We start from the raw sequence: 17,803 nt of genomic DNA on the forward strand, positions 1-17,803 counted from the left end.
AATTTTTTATTAAGTAATACATGGTTAATTCTTCAGTTGAACGGCAATCCAGTAATCCACCTTTAGTAGGCTTGGTGGGTTGGCGCGGCATGGTTGGTAGCGTGCTCCTAGAGCGCATGTTGGCTGAGCATGATTTCGATTTAATTGAACCCATTTTTTTTAGCACTAGTAATGCTGGGGCTGAAGTCCCTTTATTCGGCGGACAAAAAGTCGCTAAAAAAATGAGCACGTTACAAGACGCGAATGATTTGCAAGCCCTTGGGCGTTGCGACATTATTTTGACTTGTCAGGGCGGCGATTACACCAAGGCCATTTTTCCGCAACTGCGCGCTAGTGGCTGGAATGGCCATTGGATTGACGCTGCCAGTGCTTTACGGATGCAGGATGATGTAGTTTTGGTGTTAGATCCGGTGAATCGCTCGGTAATTGATGCTGCCTTGGCTGCCGGAAATCGGAACTGGATTGGCGCGAACTGTACGGTTAGTTTAATGATGATGGCCATTGGGGGTTTATTAAAGGCAAATTTAGTTGAGTGGGTGAGCGCCATGACTTATCAGGCTGCCTCGGGTGCAGGCGCACAAAATATGCGTGAGCTTTTGCTACAAATGGGTGCTGTGCACGCTGCAGTACAAAGCGATTTAGCCAATCCAGCCACTGGAATTTTAGAGATTGACCGAAAGGTCAGCGCGCAGTTACGCTCGGCAGATTTCCCCACCACGAATTTTCGCAACACAGCTTTAGCTGGTAGTGTGATTCCATGGATTGATGAGCCAGTTGAGTTTGGGCAGACCCGAGAAGAATGGAAGGGTGGCGCTGAGCTGAATAAGATATTAGGTAAGCCGCCATTTCGGGCGCCCGGCAGTATTGCGGTAGACGGTATCTGTGTGCGAGTTGGGGCGATGCGTTGTCACTCGCAGGGCTTAACCGTGAAACTAAAGCGCGATATTCCGCTGACAGAAATTGAAGCGCTCTTGGCTGCCGATAGTAGCTGGGTAAAAGTTATTCCTAATGAACGCGTGGCGACCGAGCGCGAGTTATCGCCAGCCGCAATTAGCGGCACTTTAACCGTTGCCATTGGGCGTTTGCATAAGTTAGCAATGGGACCAGAGTTTCTTGGGGCTTTTACCGTGGGCGACCAACTAACTTGGGGTGCAGCAGAGCCCTTACGGCGTATGTTGCGCATTCTGCTCCATGCCGATACTTAATTTGGGCTGCACACCACAGCGGTTCAGTTTTTTCGCTGTATTGATTTGGCTGGTTGCCTTAGCATGGGGGCATTCGGCGATGGCAGTTTCCTTAGGCTCGCCTTTAGTTACTTCGCAGCCGGGCGAACCTTTTCGCGCAGAAATTCCATTATTACTGTCGCCAGATGAGATGTCGCTAGTTGAGCAAATGACAGTAGAGGTGCCAAGCTCAGCGACTTTTGATCGATTTAGTATTTCTAAGCGAGTTTTAGAATTAAAACCCCAAGCCCAAATTCGGCTGGGGAAATCGGCAGCCGGGCAAAATCAATACCAACTACTGATTCAGTCTGACCGCGCGCTAAGCGACCAACAGGACCCTTTTTTAGATTTGCTCGTGCAGTTAACTTGGCCCTCAGGAAACATCAGCAAAGTCTATTCCTTATTAGTGGCTGATGCGCAAAAAGTTGTGGTGCAGCCAGGGCAAACCTTAAGTGAAATTGCACTGCAAATGGCGCCTCAGCTGGGTGGGGCCAGTTTAGATGAGACATTGTTGGCTTTATATAAAGCGAATCCCGATGCCTTTGCGGGCGGCAGTATTCATCGCCTCAATGCTGGCGCTGAACTGTATAAGCCCAGCCAAGCATTGCTGCAATCGATCACTCCGGCTGCAGCCAAAAGCTTTGTGTCTAAAAGCAATGAAACCTGGGTAGAGTTAAAAAAATCGGGCGATAGTAGCCCAACTAAAAATCCAGATTCTAAACTAAATGTAGCTTCTAAATCCCTGAAAGAAAAGGAAATTAATAAAAATGAACCGAAGCAAGAAGCCCTTGACCGTTTAAAAATTGGCCCTGGTATTGGGGTTGGCGCCGAGCAACGGCGTTTTCAAGAAGAGCTGGTGATGCAAGAGCAGGCTTTATCCCAAGCGCGGGTTCGCGCAGCTGAGCTAGAAAAAAATATTGCCGATTTACAGATCTTATTAAATCAGCAGAAGGCAGAGCAGCAGGGGGCTAAACCCCCCCCATCCTTTACTTGGGGGCCGGTGCTATTGGTCGTCAGTTTATTGCTTTTAACGGGGGGTTTGTTTTGGCTTTTAGCGCGTTACACCCGTCAAGCGGAAACGCGTCAAGCGTTTCGAGTTAACGAAACTTCAGGCGGTCCTTTTCAGCCAGATTCACCTCAGCATGCCGCTCAGCGCGCATACCCAGAAAGCGTGGGCTTACCAGAAATGCCCGCACGTGCTAAGGCCCTGTTTGCTGGTCTCAATCTTGATTTGGATACCCCCCCGCAATTTGAACGGGTTGATCCGCAACTGAGCGCTAGCTCCTTACCCCTTGCGTTTGAGACCTTACAGGTGAAATTCAATTTAGCGCGAGCTTACGTCACTATTGAAGATTTTGTAGCCGCACGTACTTGCTTGAATGAGATTATCTGCGCTGAATTGGCTACTGATATTCCAGCTCATGCGACTCTTATTGTTGCTGCACAACATCTCTTGCAAACCTTAAATGAGCGTAGCGTTTAAGGTGAAGTGGTGAGGATAAGCTAATGGTTGCGCCCAGCAAACGTATCGCCCTAGGCTTGCAATATGACGGCAGTTCATTTTCTGGTTGGCAATCACAACCAAATGGTAATACCATTCAAGATCAATTAGAGCAAGCGCTTGAGCGTTTCATTGCCGCCGATCCAACCGCTTTGCCACTGCGGGTGACCGCTGCGGGCCGGACTGATGCAGGTGTACACGCCTTAGGGCAGGTAGTGCATTTTGATACCGCAGTTGAGCGCGACGCTTGGTCATGGGTGCGCGGTTTAAATCGCTACTTACCGCAAACCATTGTGGTGAATTGGGCACAGCCAGTTCCGATTGAATTTGATGCGCGTTTTTCGGCCTACGAGCGTACGTATATTTACGCCTTACACGCAGGACCATGTCGGGCGCCGACCGTAGCAGAGCGGGCAGGCTATTTAATGCTGCCAGCACAACAATGGTTTGATATCGCCGCCATGCGAGCCGCAACTACTTGTTTAATTGGCCAGCATGATTTTTCTGCTTTTCGGGCGGCAGAGTGCCAAAGCAACACTCCCGTTAAACACCTCTACGAAATTACTTTACTCGACAAGGAGCCTTGGCTATTTTTTAAAATTCGCGCCAATGCTTTTTTGCATCATATGGTTCGTAACCTTGTGGGCAGTTTAATTGCGGTTGGCTTGGGTAAGCAATCAAGTGCTTGGATGGCGACCGTGCTAGCTTCTCAAAATCGGCAGATTGCGGCGCCGACGTTTGCAGCCGATGGTTTATATTTGACCGCAGTAAAGTACCCCAGTGAATTTGCTATTCCCGAGCCTTGGCTCAGGCATTCTTGGTTGCCTTATGGGGCGCTGGAGGCTTTAGGGTTTCCACCTTCAGAAGTCCAAGAGGCTTATCCTTAGCATATGGGTTTACTTCAATACTCTCCTGGGAAAACCAGAATTAAAATTTGCGGCTTAAGGGATGCGGTAGCAGTGAATGCGGCCGTTCAGGCTGGCGCAGATGCGATCGGCTTGGTTTTTTATCCGCCTAGCCCACGAGCTATTTCGATCGAGGCAGCGCGCCCCTTAATGCAGCACATACCCGCTGGGGTCGATGTCGTTGCCTTGTTAGTGAATCCCAGCGAGGCTGAAGTTGAGCGCCTGCGCACCAATTTGCCCATTACTTTGTGGCAGTTTCATGGGGATGAATCTCCCGCCAACTGTATCGGGCTCGCAGCCGGCCAACCTTGGCTTAAAGCAGCCAGAATTGGGGAGAAATTCGCCTTTGCCAATTTTTCCCTACAATATGACTTAGCTAGTGCTTTTCTCTTAGATGCTTTGGTTGCAGGATATGGGGGAGGCGGGCTACCTTTTAATTGGCAAGGGATTCCACAGTCATGGGTAAGCGCAAACGCGCATCGGGTCGTTTTGAGTGGTGGGTTGAACGCGCACAACGTCGGCGAGGCCATTGCTCGCTTGCGACCTTGCGCAGTGGATATTTCGAGTGGCGTTGAAATTGCCAAAGGCGTAAAAGATCCAACGCTAATCCGTGAATTTATTGAAGCGGTGCGCGCTACCGATACACCCAATTAACCCTTAAAAGCGGTTACTGATTAATTAGAAGAGGTACTTATGTACGATAAACCCGATTCCCGCGGTCACTTTGGCCCTTATGGTGGAGTGTTTGTTTCTGAAACCCTGATGTTTGCTTTAGAGGAGCTCAAGCAGGCCTATGCCCGCTATCAACACGACCCTGAATTTTTAGCTGAATTTCACCGTGAGCTTAAGCATTTTGTTGGCCGGCCTTCACCGGTTTATCACGCAAAACGGTGGAGTGAAATGCTTGGCGGCGCGCAAATTTATTTAAAGCGCGAAGATTTAAATCACACCGGCGCCCATAAAATTAATAACGTTATTGGTCAAGCGATGCTTGCCAAGCGCATGGGCAAGCCGCGCATTATTGCGGAAACTGGCGCGGGCCAGCATGGGGTTGCTACAGCTACCATTTGCGCCCGCTACGGTCTGGATTGCACCGTTTACCAAGGCTCGGTCGACGTTGAGCGGCAAGCCCAAAACGTCTACCGCATGAAGTTACTAGGCGCTAAAGTCGTGCCTGTTGAGTCGGGTACGAAAACGCTTAAAGACGCCTTAAACGAAGCCATGCGTGACTGGGTGACGAATGTTGAAGATACCTTTTACATTATTGGTACTGTGGCAGGGCCCCATCCTTACCCAATGATGGTGCGTGATTTTCAAAGCGTGATTGGTGAAGAATGCAAAGTGCAAATGCCAGAAATGATTGGCCGTCAGCCCGATTATGTTTTAGCTTGCGTTGGCGGCGGTTCAAATGCCATGGGTATTTTTTATCCCTATATTGAATATCCTGAAGTACAACTGATTGGCGTCGAGGCTGCTGGTCGTGGCATTGCTAGTGGTGCGCATTCAGCAGCTTTATGCGCTGGCAAACCCGGTATCTTGCATGGTAATCGCACTTACTTGTTGCAAGACGATAATGGCCAAATTGCAGAAACCCATTCGGTTTCTGCGGGCATGGATTATCCAGGGGTAGGGCCTGAACATGCCTGGTTAAAAGATTCTGGTCGCGCTGATTATGTGGCCATTACCGATGCGGAAGCACTCAAGGCATTTCATGACTGCTGTCAAATTGAGGGCATCATTCCTGCGCTTGAGTCGGCCCATGCAATTGCCTATGCATGCAAAATGGCGCCCACTTTAGCTAAAGATAAAACGATCTTAATTAATCTCTCCGGGCGCGGTGATAAAGATATGCACACTGTTGCATTGGCAACGGGTTCAGAGGGCTAGTTCATGTCAAAAATTCAGGCTCTGTTTGCCGATTTACACCGCACTGGTAAAAAAGGACTGATCCCTTTTATTACTGCGGGTGACCCCGACCCGGCCTCGACAGTCGAGTTGATGCATGCTTTAGTGCGGGGTGGTGCGAATTTAATTGAGCTGGGAATCCCTTTTTCTGACCCAATGGCCGATGGTCCAGTCATTCAGCGCTCTTCGGAACGGGCTTTAGCCAAAGGGGTGACGTTGCGGCAATGTTTAGCGATGGTGCAACAGTTCCGCTCCAGCGATAACGCGACACCAGTAGTCTTAATGGGTTATGCCAACCCCGTTGAGCAAATGGGTGCAGAGTCTTTTGCGCAGCAAGCTAAGGCCGCTGGGGTAGATGGCGTACTGATTGTGGATTATCCGCCTGAAGAGTGCATTGATTTTGCTGCGTTGATGCGGGTAGCTGGAATTGATCCTATTTTCTTGTTAGCCCCCACTTCTTCGCAGGCACGGATTGAGGCAGCCGCGAAAGCAGCTTCTGGTTATATTTACTATGTTTCCTTGCGCGGTGTTACGGGTGCGGCACATTTAAGCACCCAAGATATTGCCAGCATTATTCCTGCGATTCGGGCAACCACAGCGCTTCCCATTGCTGTTGGCTTTGGAATTCGTGACGCCGCTAGTGCGCGTGCGGTGGCTCATTTAGCCGATGCGGTCGTCATTGGTAGTCGGATTATTCAATTGTTGGAAGAGTCGGTTAAGCAAGGTGAGATGACTGCAGCAGTACAATCACTAGAAAATTTTATGCGTGAAATTCGTGCCGCCCTCGATGCGCAATAAAACTATTAGAGATCATCATTAATGAGTTGGATCGATAAACTACTTCCCCCGCAAATTCAACAAACCGACCCGGCTAATCGCAAATCGATTCCAGAGGGTTTATGGGTCAAGTGCCCCGCGTGCGAAACCGTTTTGTATAGCACCGATATTGAAGCCAACTTGTCAGTTTGTCCTAAATGTGCGCACCATATGCGCATTGGCGCACGGCAACGCCTCAAGGCATTGTTAGACCCTAAACCACAGGAAGAAATTGGTGCGACGATTTTTCCGTTGGATCCATTAAAGTTTTATGATTCAAAAAAATATCCCGATCGCTTAAAAGAAGCTAAAGATGTCTCAGGTGAGAGCGAAGCATTAATTGTGATGGGTGGAAAAATTGCAGGTATTCCGGTAGTGGTCGCGAGTTTTGAATTTCAATTTATGGGCGGCTCAATGGGTTCGGTAGTGGGTGAGCGTTTTGTGCGCGGCGTTGATGCGGCGATTCAACAAAAATGTGCATTCATCTGCATTACAGCTACAGGTGGTGCCCGCATGCAAGAAAGTTTGTTATCGCTTTTACAAATGGCCAAAACCAATTCGATGTTAACGAAGTTAGCGCACCAAGGTTTACCGTTTATTAGTGTTTTAACCGACCCAACTATGGGTGGAATTTCAGCTAGCTTTGCTTTCATGGGCGATATTGTGATGGCTGAGCCGCAAGCTTTAATTGGTTTTGCTGGTCCCCGAGTGATTGAACAAACTGTGCGTGAAAAATTACCCGATGGTTTTCAGCGTGCTGAATTTTTGTTGCAACATGGTGGCATTGATATGATTGTTGATCGGCGCCAAATGCGCAGTGAAATTGCGAATTTATTAGCGCTTTTACAAAGTCGCCCAGCGCCAAACGTTGTTACAGTTTCTGAAGATCTTGCTTAGTTGACTTCAGCACCAGCGAACCCTTACTTTTTTGCAACCCTAGAAGCATGGCTTAGCCACTTAGAGGTAGCGCATCCGCTTGGCATTGATATGAGCCTAGAGCGGATTACTTTAGTAAAAAATGCCTTAGGCCTGCAAATAACTTGCCCTGTAATAACCGTTGCTGGTACCAATGGCAAAGGTTCAACTTGCGCTTTTTTAGAAGCCATTTTGATTGCGGCGGGCTATCGCGTCGCTTGCCATACTTCGCCCCATTTATTGCACTTCAATGAACGCGCTCGCTTGCAGGGCGTGGCTGCAAGCGATGCACAATTACTCGTCCACTTTGCTGCTGTAGAAGAAGCCCGTTTGCGGGTTCCTAACACCCCAACCCTAACGTATTTTGAATTCACTACTTTAGCAATCTTGCATTTATTTGCCCAAGCGAATTTAGACGTAGTGATCTTAGAAGTTGGTATGGGTGGCCGTTTAGATGCGGTAAATATTATTGATGCCGATTGCGCAATTGTTACCAGTATTGATATTGATCACGCCAGTTTTTTAGGGACAACCCGCGAAGCGATTGCGAGAGAAAAAGCTGGTATTTTTCGGGCCGGTAAGATAGCTGTATGTGGTGATCCATTGCCACCACAATCCTTAATCGACTATGCAACAAGCCTAGGTTGCGATTTACATCTTTCCGGTCGCGATTTTCATTTTCAAGGTGATCAACAGCAATGGGCATGGTCAGGAAGGGATAAGCGCTTTAGTGGCTTAGGTTATCCCGCTTTACGTGGCGCCAATCAACTCTTAAATGCGGCGGCTGCGCTTGCTGCTTTATCTGCTTTGCACCACCGCCTACCCGTATCGGCGCAAGATATTCGACTCGGCTTTGCAACAGTGGAATTGCCCGGCCGCTTTCAAGTTTTGCCTGGTAGACCAACTCGTATCTTCGATGTGGCTCATAATCCCCATGCTGCTGCAACCCTTTATCGCAGTTTGGATTCCATGGGTTACTTTCCTTATACCTTTGCTGTTTTTGGAGCGATGGCCGATAAAGATATTGCAGCTGTTTTGCAACCCTTTATATCTTTGGTTGATTATTGGTTTTGTACCGATTTACCCACAGCTCGAGCAGCTAGCGCGTTGGCAATCAAAGCGCAATTGCTCGCTTTGGGCGTAGCGGAAGAGCGCCATAAAGATGGCGGGATCCGCTGTTTTGCCGATCCAGCTAAGGCTTATCAAGAGGCTGTCGCAAAAGCCGGCGAGGGTGATAGAATAGTGGTCTTCGGATCCTTCTATACTGTTGCTGGCGTAATGGCTTATCGAAACAACCTGGTTAATTGATCCATGATTCGTTTACCGAAGCTGTTTAATCGCAATACCAAACCCGAGCCGGTCGGTCGGGTTCCTGTCGGCAGCCGATCGCGAGCCAGCAGTAAATCAGGCGGTGCTTCAAGCGCCTACCAGCGTTCCTCACAAACCCAATCGGCCGATGATCCTGCTTTAACAGAAGATCCTGATCGGCAACGCGCCCGTCATCGTTTAATTGGCGCAGCAGTTTTAGTGCTAATTGCAGTCGTAGGTTTGCCCCGCCTCTTAGATGGAAACCCGAAAACGGTGAGCAATGATATTGCTGTCAATATAGTCACCAGCTTGCCCTTGGTTGGTGCTGTGGTTAGCAGCTCGCCAGCCAATACACCCCCTGTTACAACCCCAGTCATGACACCACCAGCACCTAGCGCACTGGCTGTGACGCCACCAACGCAAGCGGCGACAGAGTCTGCAACAGAAACTAAGCCACCACCTGTTTATGCCCCGATTACGGTTGCACCAGCAAAAAACTTGGGCTTAGCTGCAGGTGAAGAAGTTGTTAAGCCTAGTTCCAGCGCTTTGGCTGACAATGCTATCCCAGAGGTGAAGACCAGCGGCACAAAGTTTGTGATTCAAATTGGCGCATTTGCCTCAGAAGAACGTGCAAAAGGTTGGATTGCTAAATTAAAAGAACAAAAAATCCCCAATTATGTGTTGAATAGAACCAGTGCTGATGGCACTAAGTTATTTGTTTTACGTGCGGGGCCATTTACCGACAAAGACGCGGCAGAAGCGGCGGAGAAAAAGATCAAGGCAATGGGCTTAAGCCCGCGTTTAGTAGAGGTAGGGAAAGCCTAATGGAACTCCTAGCTTCGTTGAAGTTAACCCCAGTAGATTATGTTGTCTTTACAGTGCTTTTAATCTCGGCCTTGGTGGGCGTGTCGCGCGGTTTATTTAAAGAAGTACTCGCACTATTTTCATGGATCATCGCTGCCTGGATTGCTTATCACTACAGTGAATACTTATCTACTGAGTGGCTGTCGACGTTCAAAATGGATGAGCTCTTTCGTCTTGGTTTAAGTTTTCTGATTTTATTTGTCGCCGCTTTAATTGCCTGTGGCTTGTTGGGCGGCATCATTCAAAAATTAATTTTGTCGGCTGGCCTCAGTTTGACTGATCGTTTTTTAGGCTTAATTTTTGGCTTATTACGGGGCGTAGTAGTAGTAGTTATCCTGGCAAGCTTGGCGGCTTTAACGCCACTTACTCAATCTACCGATTGGCGCTTAGCAAAAACGCGCACTTCTCTAGAAATTGCCACTAGCTTAATTAAAACGTGGTTACCAGCTGATTGGGCTAGTCAATTAGGCGCTTTACCAAAGGGTGCTATCCCAAACCTTGCTTTACCACTCAAATTAGGAAGCTAAGGCTATGTGCGGAGTTGTTGGCAGTGTTTCACACTATCCCGTAAATCAATTGCTGTATGACGCGTTGTTGCTGTTACAGCATCGTGGCCAAGACGCCGCTGGAATTGCCACCATGAATGGCAATTCTTTTGCGATGCATAAAGCTAATGGCTTAGTGCGAGATGTTTTCAGAACGCGGGATATGCGGAGCTTAATTGGTAATGCAGGCATTGGGCAAGTGCGTTACCCAACTGCAGGTTCGGTAAGCAATGAAGAAGAAGCGCAACCATTTTATGTTAGCGCACCGTACGGCATTATTTTGGTACATAACGGTAACTTAACCAATGCACTCAGCCTACGGGTAGAAATAGCCTATCTCGATCGACGCCACATTAACACTAATTCTGATACCGAAGTACTACTTAATGTATTAGCCGATGAATTACAACGCGAAACTAATGACGCGCCTCTAGATGAAGACGCTATGTTTAAAGCAGTAAGTAGTTTATCGCGGCGGGTGAAGGGCTCTTATGCAGTAATCTCGATGATTGCGGGCTATGGTTTACTGGCTTTTCGTGACCCCTTTGGCATTCGTCCTTTGTGTATTGGTCGACTTGATACCGCAGATGGACCAGAATGGTTAATTGCTTCTGAATCTGTCGCCTTAGAAGGTCTTGGCTTTACGTTTGTGCGTGATGTCAATCCGGGTGAAGCCATTTATATTGACCTTGAGGGCAATTTTTCTTGCCGTCAATATGCTGAATCAAGCCTAGTGCCGTGCATTTTCGAATATGTGTATATGGCGCGTCCCGATTCAACCATTGACGGTGTTACTGTTTATAACGTGCGCATGCGCATGGGTGATTACTTAGCAGAAAAAATTCGTGCTGAAACCGATGTTAGTCAAATTGATGTCGTTATGCCCATTCCAGATTCAAGTCGACCCGCTGCTATGCAAGTGGCTAAACGCTTGGGCATCGCTTATCGCGAAGGCTTCTTTAAGAATCGCTATATTGGTCGTACCTTCATCATGCCTGGTCAAGAGGTGAGAAAAAAATCAGTACGCCAAAAATTGAATGCTATGCGCGTTGAATTTAAAGACAAAACGGTTTTAATTGTTGACGATTCAATTGTGCGGGGAACTACTTCCTATGAAATTGTACAAATGGCTCGTGAAGCGGGCGCTAAAAAAGTCATTTTTGCCTCGGCTGCGCCACCCGTCCGTTTTCCTAATGTCTACGGGATTGATATGCCTACCCGAAGTGAATTGGTTGCTTATGGGCGTACCGATGAAGAAATTAACCGCCTCATTGGCGCTGACCAATTAATTTATCAAGACGTTGAAGATATGAAGCAAGCTGTGCGGGATATTAATCCTGATTTAAAGGAATTTGAAGCCTCCTGCTTTGATGGCCACTATATTACGGGTGATATTAACGAGTCTTATCTCGATGCACTAGAAGCCGCGCGCAACTCCGAGTCGGCGCAAGCCGATCGGCAAAAAGACCCTAGCGATTTTGCCCGCTCGCAATTGCATCTGCATTTAGCTACCGAAGATTAAATACCATGACGCGTAAACCCCCTAAGCGATCACCGCTTGATTTTACTCAGCTTGCCCAAGAGACGGTTGCGGTACGCGCTGGCACACGGCGCACCACTGAATTTAATGAGCATTCAGAAGCCTTATTTCTAACGTCTAGCTATTGCTTTAATAGTGCTGCCGAGGCGGAAGCAGGTTTTGCGAATGCGGAAGATGGCTTTATTTATTCTCGCTTTACAAACCCTACAGTGAGTATGTTTCAAGATCGCTTAGCCGCTCTTGAGGGTGGTGAGGCGTGTATTGCCACCGCATCTGGAATGGCAGCCATTTTGAGTGTAGCGATGGCGCATTTACAAGCCGGCGATCATGTGGTGTGCTCGCGCTCAGTGTTTGGAGCAACCATTCAATTATTTACGACCATCTTAGGGCGCTTCGGCATTACTACAACTTATGTCGATGTTTGTGATAGCAAAGCCTGGAAAGCAGCAGCCCTACCTAATACCCGCATGTTTTACTTAGAGACGCCTTCCAACCCATTAACTGAGTTAGCTGATATTGCTGCGATCGCTAAAATTGCCAAACAAAAGAATGCCTTATTCGTAGTGGATAACTGCTTTTGTACTCCTGCATTGCAGCAGCCTTTAAAGTGGGGTGCAGACGTCGTGATTCATTCCGCCACCAAGTATTTAGATGGTCAGGGGAGGGTCTTGGGCGGCGCAATTGTGGGTAACAAGACTTTCATTATGGGTAAAGTATTTCCCTATGTGCGCACGGCGGGGCCAACCCTTTCAGCGTTTAATGCCTGGATTTTTCTGAAGGGTTTAGAGACCCTCGACTTGCGCATGAAACAGCAAAGCAGTAACGCTTTAGCTTTGGCGAAGTGGTTAGAAAAACAACCGGCGATTGCCCAAGTCTTTCATCCGGGTCTGCAATCGCACTCCCAATATGCTTTAGCACGTCGCCAACAAACGGCGGGTGGCGCAATTGTGTCATTTGTTTTAAAAGGCGGTAAAAAAGCAGCTTTTCGTTTAATCGATCAAACCCGCTTATGTTCAATTACCGCCAATTTAGGTGATACCCGCACAACCATTACGCATCCTGCCACTACGACCCATGGTCGAATCTCGCCTGCGGCGCGCAAAGCAGCGGGGATTAGTGATGGCTTGGTGCGGGTGGCAGTTGGGCTTGAAAATGTCGCCGACCTGATTGCTGATTTCAAACTAGCCCTCAGTAAGAGCGCCTAGTTTTAGGCGACCCATTTAATGGGCTGGTAATAGTCTGCGTGGATCATTAATAGGGCGCAGCGGCATGATATGAATTTTACTGGCATCAAGCTCTAAGAAGACTGTACTGCCAAGCTGAATTCCCAGTCGTTTGATTTCGGCTGATGAGGCTTCCCAAACCAGCGATTCTTTGCTGGCACCGACGCTAAAACGGACAACTGCGATTTGACCAATAGAGCTAACGGCCTCAACTTGTGCCGGCAAATAGTGCGGAGCAGCTTGCGAATAGACAGTTAAACCCTCTGGCGGAATAACCCAGGCTACTGGGCTAGCAGGGGGAATTTTACCTTTATCTAAGACGTCAAAATGCCAGTCATTCGCCAGCCAATCGAGGCGTCCTGAGTTAAAGATGCCATTAAATACATTGGGAATGCCGACCAAGGCAGCGACCCTTGAATTGCGTGGTTTTTGAAATAATTCATTGGGGGCGGCAGTTTGTAGGCCAATGCCCTGATCAATGACGGTAATGGTATCAGCCAGTAAATTGGCCTCACGTAAATCGTGCGTAACTAAAATCATCGGAATGGCGAGGTCTTGGCGTAATTCTGCCAAAATTCGATAGAGATTTTGGCGGGTAGGATTGTCAATGGCTGAAAATGGTTCATCCAATAGCAGTACCTTGGGATTTCTGGCTAAAGCGCGAGCGAGGGCAACCCGCTGTTGCTGCCCGCCTGAGAGCTGGCCTGGAAAGCGCTCAGCGAATTCACTCAGAGCCATTCGCTCCAGCCAGGTTCGCGATTGCGCAAGCCGTGCTGCCTTAGATAGCCCACTATTTTCTAGGGCAATGGCGACATTATGTAATGCCGATAGATGGGGGAAGAGGGCGTATTGTTGAAATAAAAAACCGCAAGAACGCTGTGCTGGCGAGTAGTTCGTGATGGCTTGATTGGCGATTCGCCCTTCATACCATGTTTCACCAGCACATTCAATGAGCCCTAACTCGGGCTGATGTAAGCCGGCAATTGTTCTGAGGATGGTGGTTTTACCGCTACCCGATGGGCCAACTAAAGCATGCAACTCACCAGCCGCACAGTTGAGATTCAGTTCCAAAGGAATGCGAGAGTGATAGGGGATGCCGTGTGACTGGCTCTGGATGCGGACTTTCAGCATGAGCCGATCCGTTGGGCGCGCCGCTGACTATTGGCGCCAAAAAAACCATATGAGATCACGATTGCGCAAAGCGAAATACCCAATAACAAGAGCGAAAGCAGCCCTGCGCCTGAGGCATTAAAACTTTGCACTTGATCATAAATAGCAATCGATGCCGTTTTTGTTTTACCAGGTATTGCCCCGCCAATCATGAGAATGACGCCAAATTCGCCTAGCGTATGGGCAAAGGTTAGTACCGCAGCGCTAAGCACACCACGCCAAGCTAAAGGTAGATTAATGCGGTAAAAGATTTGCCAAGCGTTTAAACCGCAGACCTCAGCTGCCTCTTTAAGGGCGTTGGGGATAGCTTCAAAGGCTCGCTGAATCGGTTGTACGGCAAAGGGCAAATTCACTATTAAAGAGGCAATTAGAATGCCGAGAAAGGAAAATACCAAAGGCTCACCAAACAGTGTTTTGCCGCTAAAGCCCACCAATAGGTAATAACCTAAAACCGTGGGGGGCAGCACCAAGGGTAGTGCTAGTAAGGCCTCGAGCCAGGGCTTCCATCTACCAGCCGTGACCAAATGATGCGCCAGCCAAATACCCAAAGGCAAAATAATCAGCAGCGTACAAAAAGCCAGCTGGAGCGATAAGAAGATGGCTTGGGTATCAATCATGGTGGAATCACCGCCTATATTAGCTGAAAGAGTTACTGGGGGCTGGCTAGCTCAATCACTGCGCAGCGGTTTGTTAGCAAAACTAGGGTTTCTACTTACTTTATAAAAATATATTATATTTAATTAGCAAATATTTATTATTTATCTTATAATTATCGGCATTCATTACCAGGCTTATTAAGCAATGTAGATTCAATTGATAACCGCAGATCATCACTAATAAAAAAATGGTACAAATTACCAATAAAATTGATTTAAAAAAAATGCGTCAATCTGCTGATGGCGCATGTAAATTAATGAAAGTGCTCTCGAATCGCAATCGATTAATGCTTTTGTGTGAAATTAGCCAGGGTGAAAAATGCGTCAGCGATTTAGAGGTGGGACTTGGAATTGTTCAGCCCACCTTGTCGCAGCAGCTAACAATTTTGCGGACGCAAAAACTCGTTAAGACGCGCCGCGAAGGTAAGCAAATTTACTATTCATTGACTAGCCCCATTGCTATTTCAGTAATGGAATTGTTGTATCAGCACTACTGTAAAAAATAACTAGGAGTTTATATGCAATGCAACGTAGGTAATACAGATCGATATTTGCGCATGGTAGTCGGCGCTGTTTTAATTCTCTTGGCGCTGCTTGGCGTAATTGGCGTGTGGGGTTGGATTGGCATTGTGCCGCTTGCAACAGGTTTTTTTCGCTACTGCCCAGCTTATACCTTACTCGGTATTGGCGGTAATAAAACAGCGAAATAAGTTTACCAAGTTGTAATAATTCAGCGTTTAATTTATGGCCATGAAAGAAAATAGAGTTCGCGCAAAAATCCGTCAGGCCCCAGAAAGTTTTCTAGGTCCGGACTTGATTGCAGAGGTTAATCAATTCGGCTTAGATCAAAAGCGCCGCAGTTTCTTGCGGCAGGGTTTGGCGGCTGCAGCAAGTGGGGCCATTGGTACGGTCGGTACAGGCTTAGCGTTACCTGTTTTAGGAGCGGTTGAGGGCGACCCAGCCATTTTAGAAAAACAGGTGTGGCAAACCACCCTAGGAAAAAACGTCGCCACTATGCCTTATGGTACGCCATCGGTATATGAGGCAAACTTAATTCGACGTGAATCACCAGGGCTTACGCGTGTATCGGCTGCTTCGGTGGCCTTTACTCCGTTGCAAGGGTTATTTGGCATTATTACTCCTAATGGTTTGCATTTCGAGCGACAACATCAGGGCTGGTACAACATCGACCCTAATTTGCACCGCTTAATGGTGAACGGCCTAGTAAAAAATAGCCGCGTATTTACGATGAGCGATTTAATGCGCTTACCATCGGTGTCGCGCATTCACTTTATTGAGTGTGGGGCAAATACGGGCTTGGAGTGGGGTAATGTCGCCGTACCTACGGTGCAATACACCCATGGCATGTTATCTTGTTGCGAATTTACAGGGGTGCCACTCAGTCTTTTATTGGACGAGTGCGGCGCTGATTTAAAAAAAGGTAAATACCTCTTGGCTGAGGGTGGCGATGGTTCGGGAATGACGCGCACAATTAACTTAGATAGCGCACTCAAGGATAGTATTGTGGCTTGGGGCATGAATGGTGAAATGCTACGCCCAGAGAATGGTTTTCCATTGCGCTTAGTAGTGCCCGGAGTGCAAGGGGTTAGTTGGGTTAAGTGGTTACGCCGACTCGAGGTTGGTGATATGCGATACGCTTCTAAAGATGAGGCAGTCCATTACAACGATTTGATGCCTGATGGTTTAGCGCGGCAATACACCTCAATTCAAGAATGCAAATCCGTCATTACCACGCCTTCGGGTGGCCAGCAACTCCTTGAAAAAGGTTTTTATAACATTACGGGCTTGGCTTGGTCTGGTCGCGGCAAAATTAAGCGGGTCGACGTTTCAGTAGATGGTGGTAATAACTGGCGTACTGCCCGCTTAGAAACGCCAATCTTAACGAAAGCACTCACGCGCTTCAATATCGATTGGACATGGGATGGCGCTCCAGCCATTATTCTGTCGCGAGCCATGGATGAAACTGGTTATGTGCAGCCCACGATCAAAATGCTACGCGATGTAAGGGGTACGCGTTCGATTTATCACAATAATGCAATTCAGGCGTGGAAGGTTGATAGCAATGGCGAGGTGAGTAATGTTCAAGTTGGCTAAGCAGAATTGCGCTCGGTTCTTGCGTCATACACTAAACCCATGCTTCGTACTAGCCACGCTGGTGGCCCTACCGAGCTTTGCTCAAAATGCTCCCGCTAGTGCGGCATCGAGTTTGCCTCATTACCAAGGTATCGGCAGAATAGCCACCCCAGCAGAAGTGAATGCTTGGGACATTGATGTACGCCCAGACTTTGCTGGTCTTCCCAAAGGATCAGGCTCGGTTGCGCAGGGTCAAGCATTATGGGATGGAAAATGTGCGAGTTGCCACGGTACCTTTGGTGAGTCGAATGAAATTTTTACCCCGATTGTGGGTGGTACAACACAAGATGATGTGAAGTCAGGTCGAGTAGCGTCGTTAAACGACAATAAACAACCTCAACGAACGACCTTAATGAAGGTTGCAACTCTATCTTCGCTGTGGGATTATATTTATCGGGCTATGCCATGGAACGCACCGCGCTCGCTTTCCAGCGACGATACTTTTGCTTTGCTAGCGTATATTCTTTCTTTGGCAGAAATCGTCCCTGATAATTTTGTCTTAAATAACCTCAATATTGCGGACGTGCAAAAGAAAATGCCTAACCGCAATGGCATGACTTTGAAACATGGTTTATGGGATGTGGGTGGAAAGCCAGATGTTCAAGCCAAAGCGTGCATGAATAATTGTGTTGCGTTTGTGCAAATTGGCTCAAGCTTACCTGATCATGCGCGCAATGCGCACGGCAATTTGGCTGAACAAAATCGAGAATATGGGCCATATCGTGGGGTGAATACCAGTCAACCCCCTTTAGCCCAATTACCGCTTCAAATAGTTGCTGCACCGAGTACAGCTCAGGTTGCGACGGCTAAAATGAGCGGTCCAAAACTACTTTTTAAAGATAACAATTGCTCTGCTTGCCATGCCGATCATAGTAAGTTGGTAGGGCCATCGATTAGCGATGTGGCCACCAAATATCGGGGTCAGTCTGGCGCTGAGGCTAAACTAGTGGCAAAAGTAAAACAAGGCGGATCGGGAGTATGGGGGCCCATCCCAATGCCTCCTCACCCCGATATTTCGAGTAAGGATTTACAGGTTTTGGTGCATTGGATGCTAACTGGGGAATAAATACCAGTGGTT

At 47.9% G+C, this 17,803-nt stretch carries 18 protein-coding genes; 16 read left to right on the forward strand and 2 right to left on the reverse strand.

Translation table 11 applies throughout. The features are described from left to right. Positions 1-20 precede the first annotated feature (20 nt). Genes asd through LZT21_RS06405 form a run of 12 tightly spaced genes read left to right on the forward strand, consistent with a single transcriptional unit; the run spans position 21 to position 12,727 of the window. A complete protein-coding gene (gene asd / locus LZT21_RS06350; protein WP_233923639.1) occupies positions 21-1,205 on the forward strand; it encodes an aspartate-semialdehyde dehydrogenase in 1,185 nt (394 codons plus the stop codon). Positions 1,206-1,245: 40 nt separating this feature from the next. Beyond that, positions 1,246-2,706 carry a FimV family protein gene (locus LZT21_RS06355; protein ID WP_233989908.1) on the forward strand — a complete coding sequence of 487 codons (1,461 nt, stop codon included), beginning with the start codon at positions 1,246-1,248 and terminating at the stop codon, positions 2,704-2,706. 23 nt (positions 2,707-2,729) lie between these two features. After that, positions 2,730-3,611 carry a tRNA pseudouridine(38-40) synthase TruA gene (gene truA, locus LZT21_RS06360; RefSeq protein WP_233923637.1) on the forward strand — a complete coding sequence of 294 codons (882 nt, stop codon included), beginning with the start codon at positions 2,730-2,732 and terminating at the stop codon, positions 3,609-3,611. Positions 3,612-3,614: 3 nt separating this feature from the next. Then, positions 3,615-4,283 carry a phosphoribosylanthranilate isomerase gene (locus tag LZT21_RS06365; protein WP_233923636.1) on the forward strand — a complete coding sequence of 223 codons (669 nt, stop codon included), beginning with the start codon at positions 3,615-3,617 and terminating at the stop codon, positions 4,281-4,283. Positions 4,284-4,322: 39 nt separating this feature from the next. Continuing rightward, the gene (gene trpB, locus LZT21_RS06370) at positions 4,323-5,516 is read left to right on the forward strand and encodes a tryptophan synthase subunit beta (RefSeq protein ID WP_233923635.1); all 1,194 of its coding nucleotides are present in this window, start codon (positions 4,323-4,325) and stop codon (positions 5,514-5,516) included. A gap of 3 nt (positions 5,517-5,519) precedes the next feature. Continuing rightward, positions 5,520-6,332 (forward strand): tryptophan synthase subunit alpha, encoded by an 813-nt coding sequence (gene trpA, locus LZT21_RS06375; RefSeq protein WP_233923634.1) that lies wholly within the window; start codon positions 5,520-5,522, stop codon positions 6,330-6,332. Positions 6,333-6,353: 21 nt separating this feature from the next. After that, positions 6,354-7,247, forward strand: a complete 894-nt coding sequence (gene accD / locus LZT21_RS06380; protein WP_233923633.1) for an acetyl-CoA carboxylase, carboxyltransferase subunit beta — start codon at positions 6,354-6,356, stop codon at positions 7,245-7,247. Further along, positions 7,248-8,573 (forward strand): bifunctional tetrahydrofolate synthase/dihydrofolate synthase, encoded by a 1,326-nt coding sequence (gene folC, locus LZT21_RS06385; RefSeq protein ID WP_233923632.1) that lies wholly within the window; start codon positions 7,248-7,250, stop codon positions 8,571-8,573. It begins immediately after the preceding gene. A gap of 3 nt (positions 8,574-8,576) precedes the next feature. After that, entirely contained in the window at positions 8,577-9,398 is an 822-nt protein-coding gene (locus LZT21_RS06390) for an SPOR domain-containing protein (RefSeq protein ID WP_233989910.1), read from the forward strand. Continuing rightward, complete coding sequence (locus tag LZT21_RS06395; RefSeq protein WP_233989911.1) at positions 9,398-9,964, forward strand: CvpA family protein; 567 nt, start codon at positions 9,398-9,400, stop codon at positions 9,962-9,964. Before LZT21_RS06390 ends, LZT21_RS06395 begins: the two co-directional genes overlap by 1 nt. A gap of 4 nt (positions 9,965-9,968) precedes the next feature. Continuing rightward, positions 9,969-11,504, forward strand: a complete 1,536-nt coding sequence (gene purF / locus LZT21_RS06400; RefSeq protein ID WP_233923629.1) for an amidophosphoribosyltransferase — start codon at positions 9,969-9,971, stop codon at positions 11,502-11,504. 5 nt (positions 11,505-11,509) lie between these two features. Next, a complete protein-coding gene (locus tag LZT21_RS06405; protein ID WP_233923628.1) occupies positions 11,510-12,727 on the forward strand; it encodes an O-succinylhomoserine sulfhydrylase in 1,218 nt (405 codons plus the stop codon). A 15-nt stretch (positions 12,728-12,742) separates the two neighbouring features. Here the strand turns inward: LZT21_RS06405 and LZT21_RS06410 are convergent, their stop codons facing one another. Together LZT21_RS06410 and modB are read right to left on the reverse strand one after the other, a co-directional pair. Then, a complete protein-coding gene (locus tag LZT21_RS06410; RefSeq protein WP_233989913.1) occupies positions 12,743-13,876 on the reverse strand; it encodes an ABC transporter ATP-binding protein in 1,134 nt (377 codons plus the stop codon). Next, entirely contained in the window at positions 13,870-14,532 is a 663-nt protein-coding gene (gene modB / locus LZT21_RS06415) for a molybdate ABC transporter permease subunit (protein ID WP_255696446.1), read from the reverse strand. Before modB ends, LZT21_RS06410 begins: the two co-directional genes overlap by 7 nt. A 227-nt stretch (positions 14,533-14,759) precedes the next feature. Between modB and LZT21_RS06420 the strand changes: the two genes are divergently transcribed. From LZT21_RS06420 to LZT21_RS06435, 4 genes are read left to right on the forward strand one after another with little or no spacing between them, the layout of a single operon-like run. Further along, a complete protein-coding gene (locus tag LZT21_RS06420) occupies positions 14,760-15,077 on the forward strand; it encodes a helix-turn-helix transcriptional regulator (protein WP_233936922.1) in 318 nt (105 codons plus the stop codon). A 12-nt stretch (positions 15,078-15,089) separates the two neighbouring features. Further along, the gene (locus LZT21_RS06425) at positions 15,090-15,281 is read left to right on the forward strand and encodes a DUF2892 domain-containing protein (protein WP_233923625.1); all 192 of its coding nucleotides are present in this window, start codon (positions 15,090-15,092) and stop codon (positions 15,279-15,281) included. Positions 15,282-15,321: 40 nt separating this feature from the next. After that, complete coding sequence (gene soxC, locus LZT21_RS06430; protein WP_233989915.1) at positions 15,322-16,686, forward strand: sulfite dehydrogenase; 1,365 nt, start codon at positions 15,322-15,324, stop codon at positions 16,684-16,686. Then, complete coding sequence (locus LZT21_RS06435; RefSeq protein WP_370634799.1) at positions 16,670-17,791, forward strand: c-type cytochrome; 1,122 nt, start codon at positions 16,670-16,672, stop codon at positions 17,789-17,791. The genes soxC and LZT21_RS06435 overlap by 17 nt, the downstream gene beginning before the upstream one ends. Positions 17,792-17,803 lie beyond the last annotated feature (12 nt).

Source organism: Polynucleobacter sp. IMCC 30228 (genome assembly GCF_021395205.1).
Classification (GTDB): Bacteria; Pseudomonadota; Gammaproteobacteria; order Burkholderiales; family Burkholderiaceae; genus Polynucleobacter.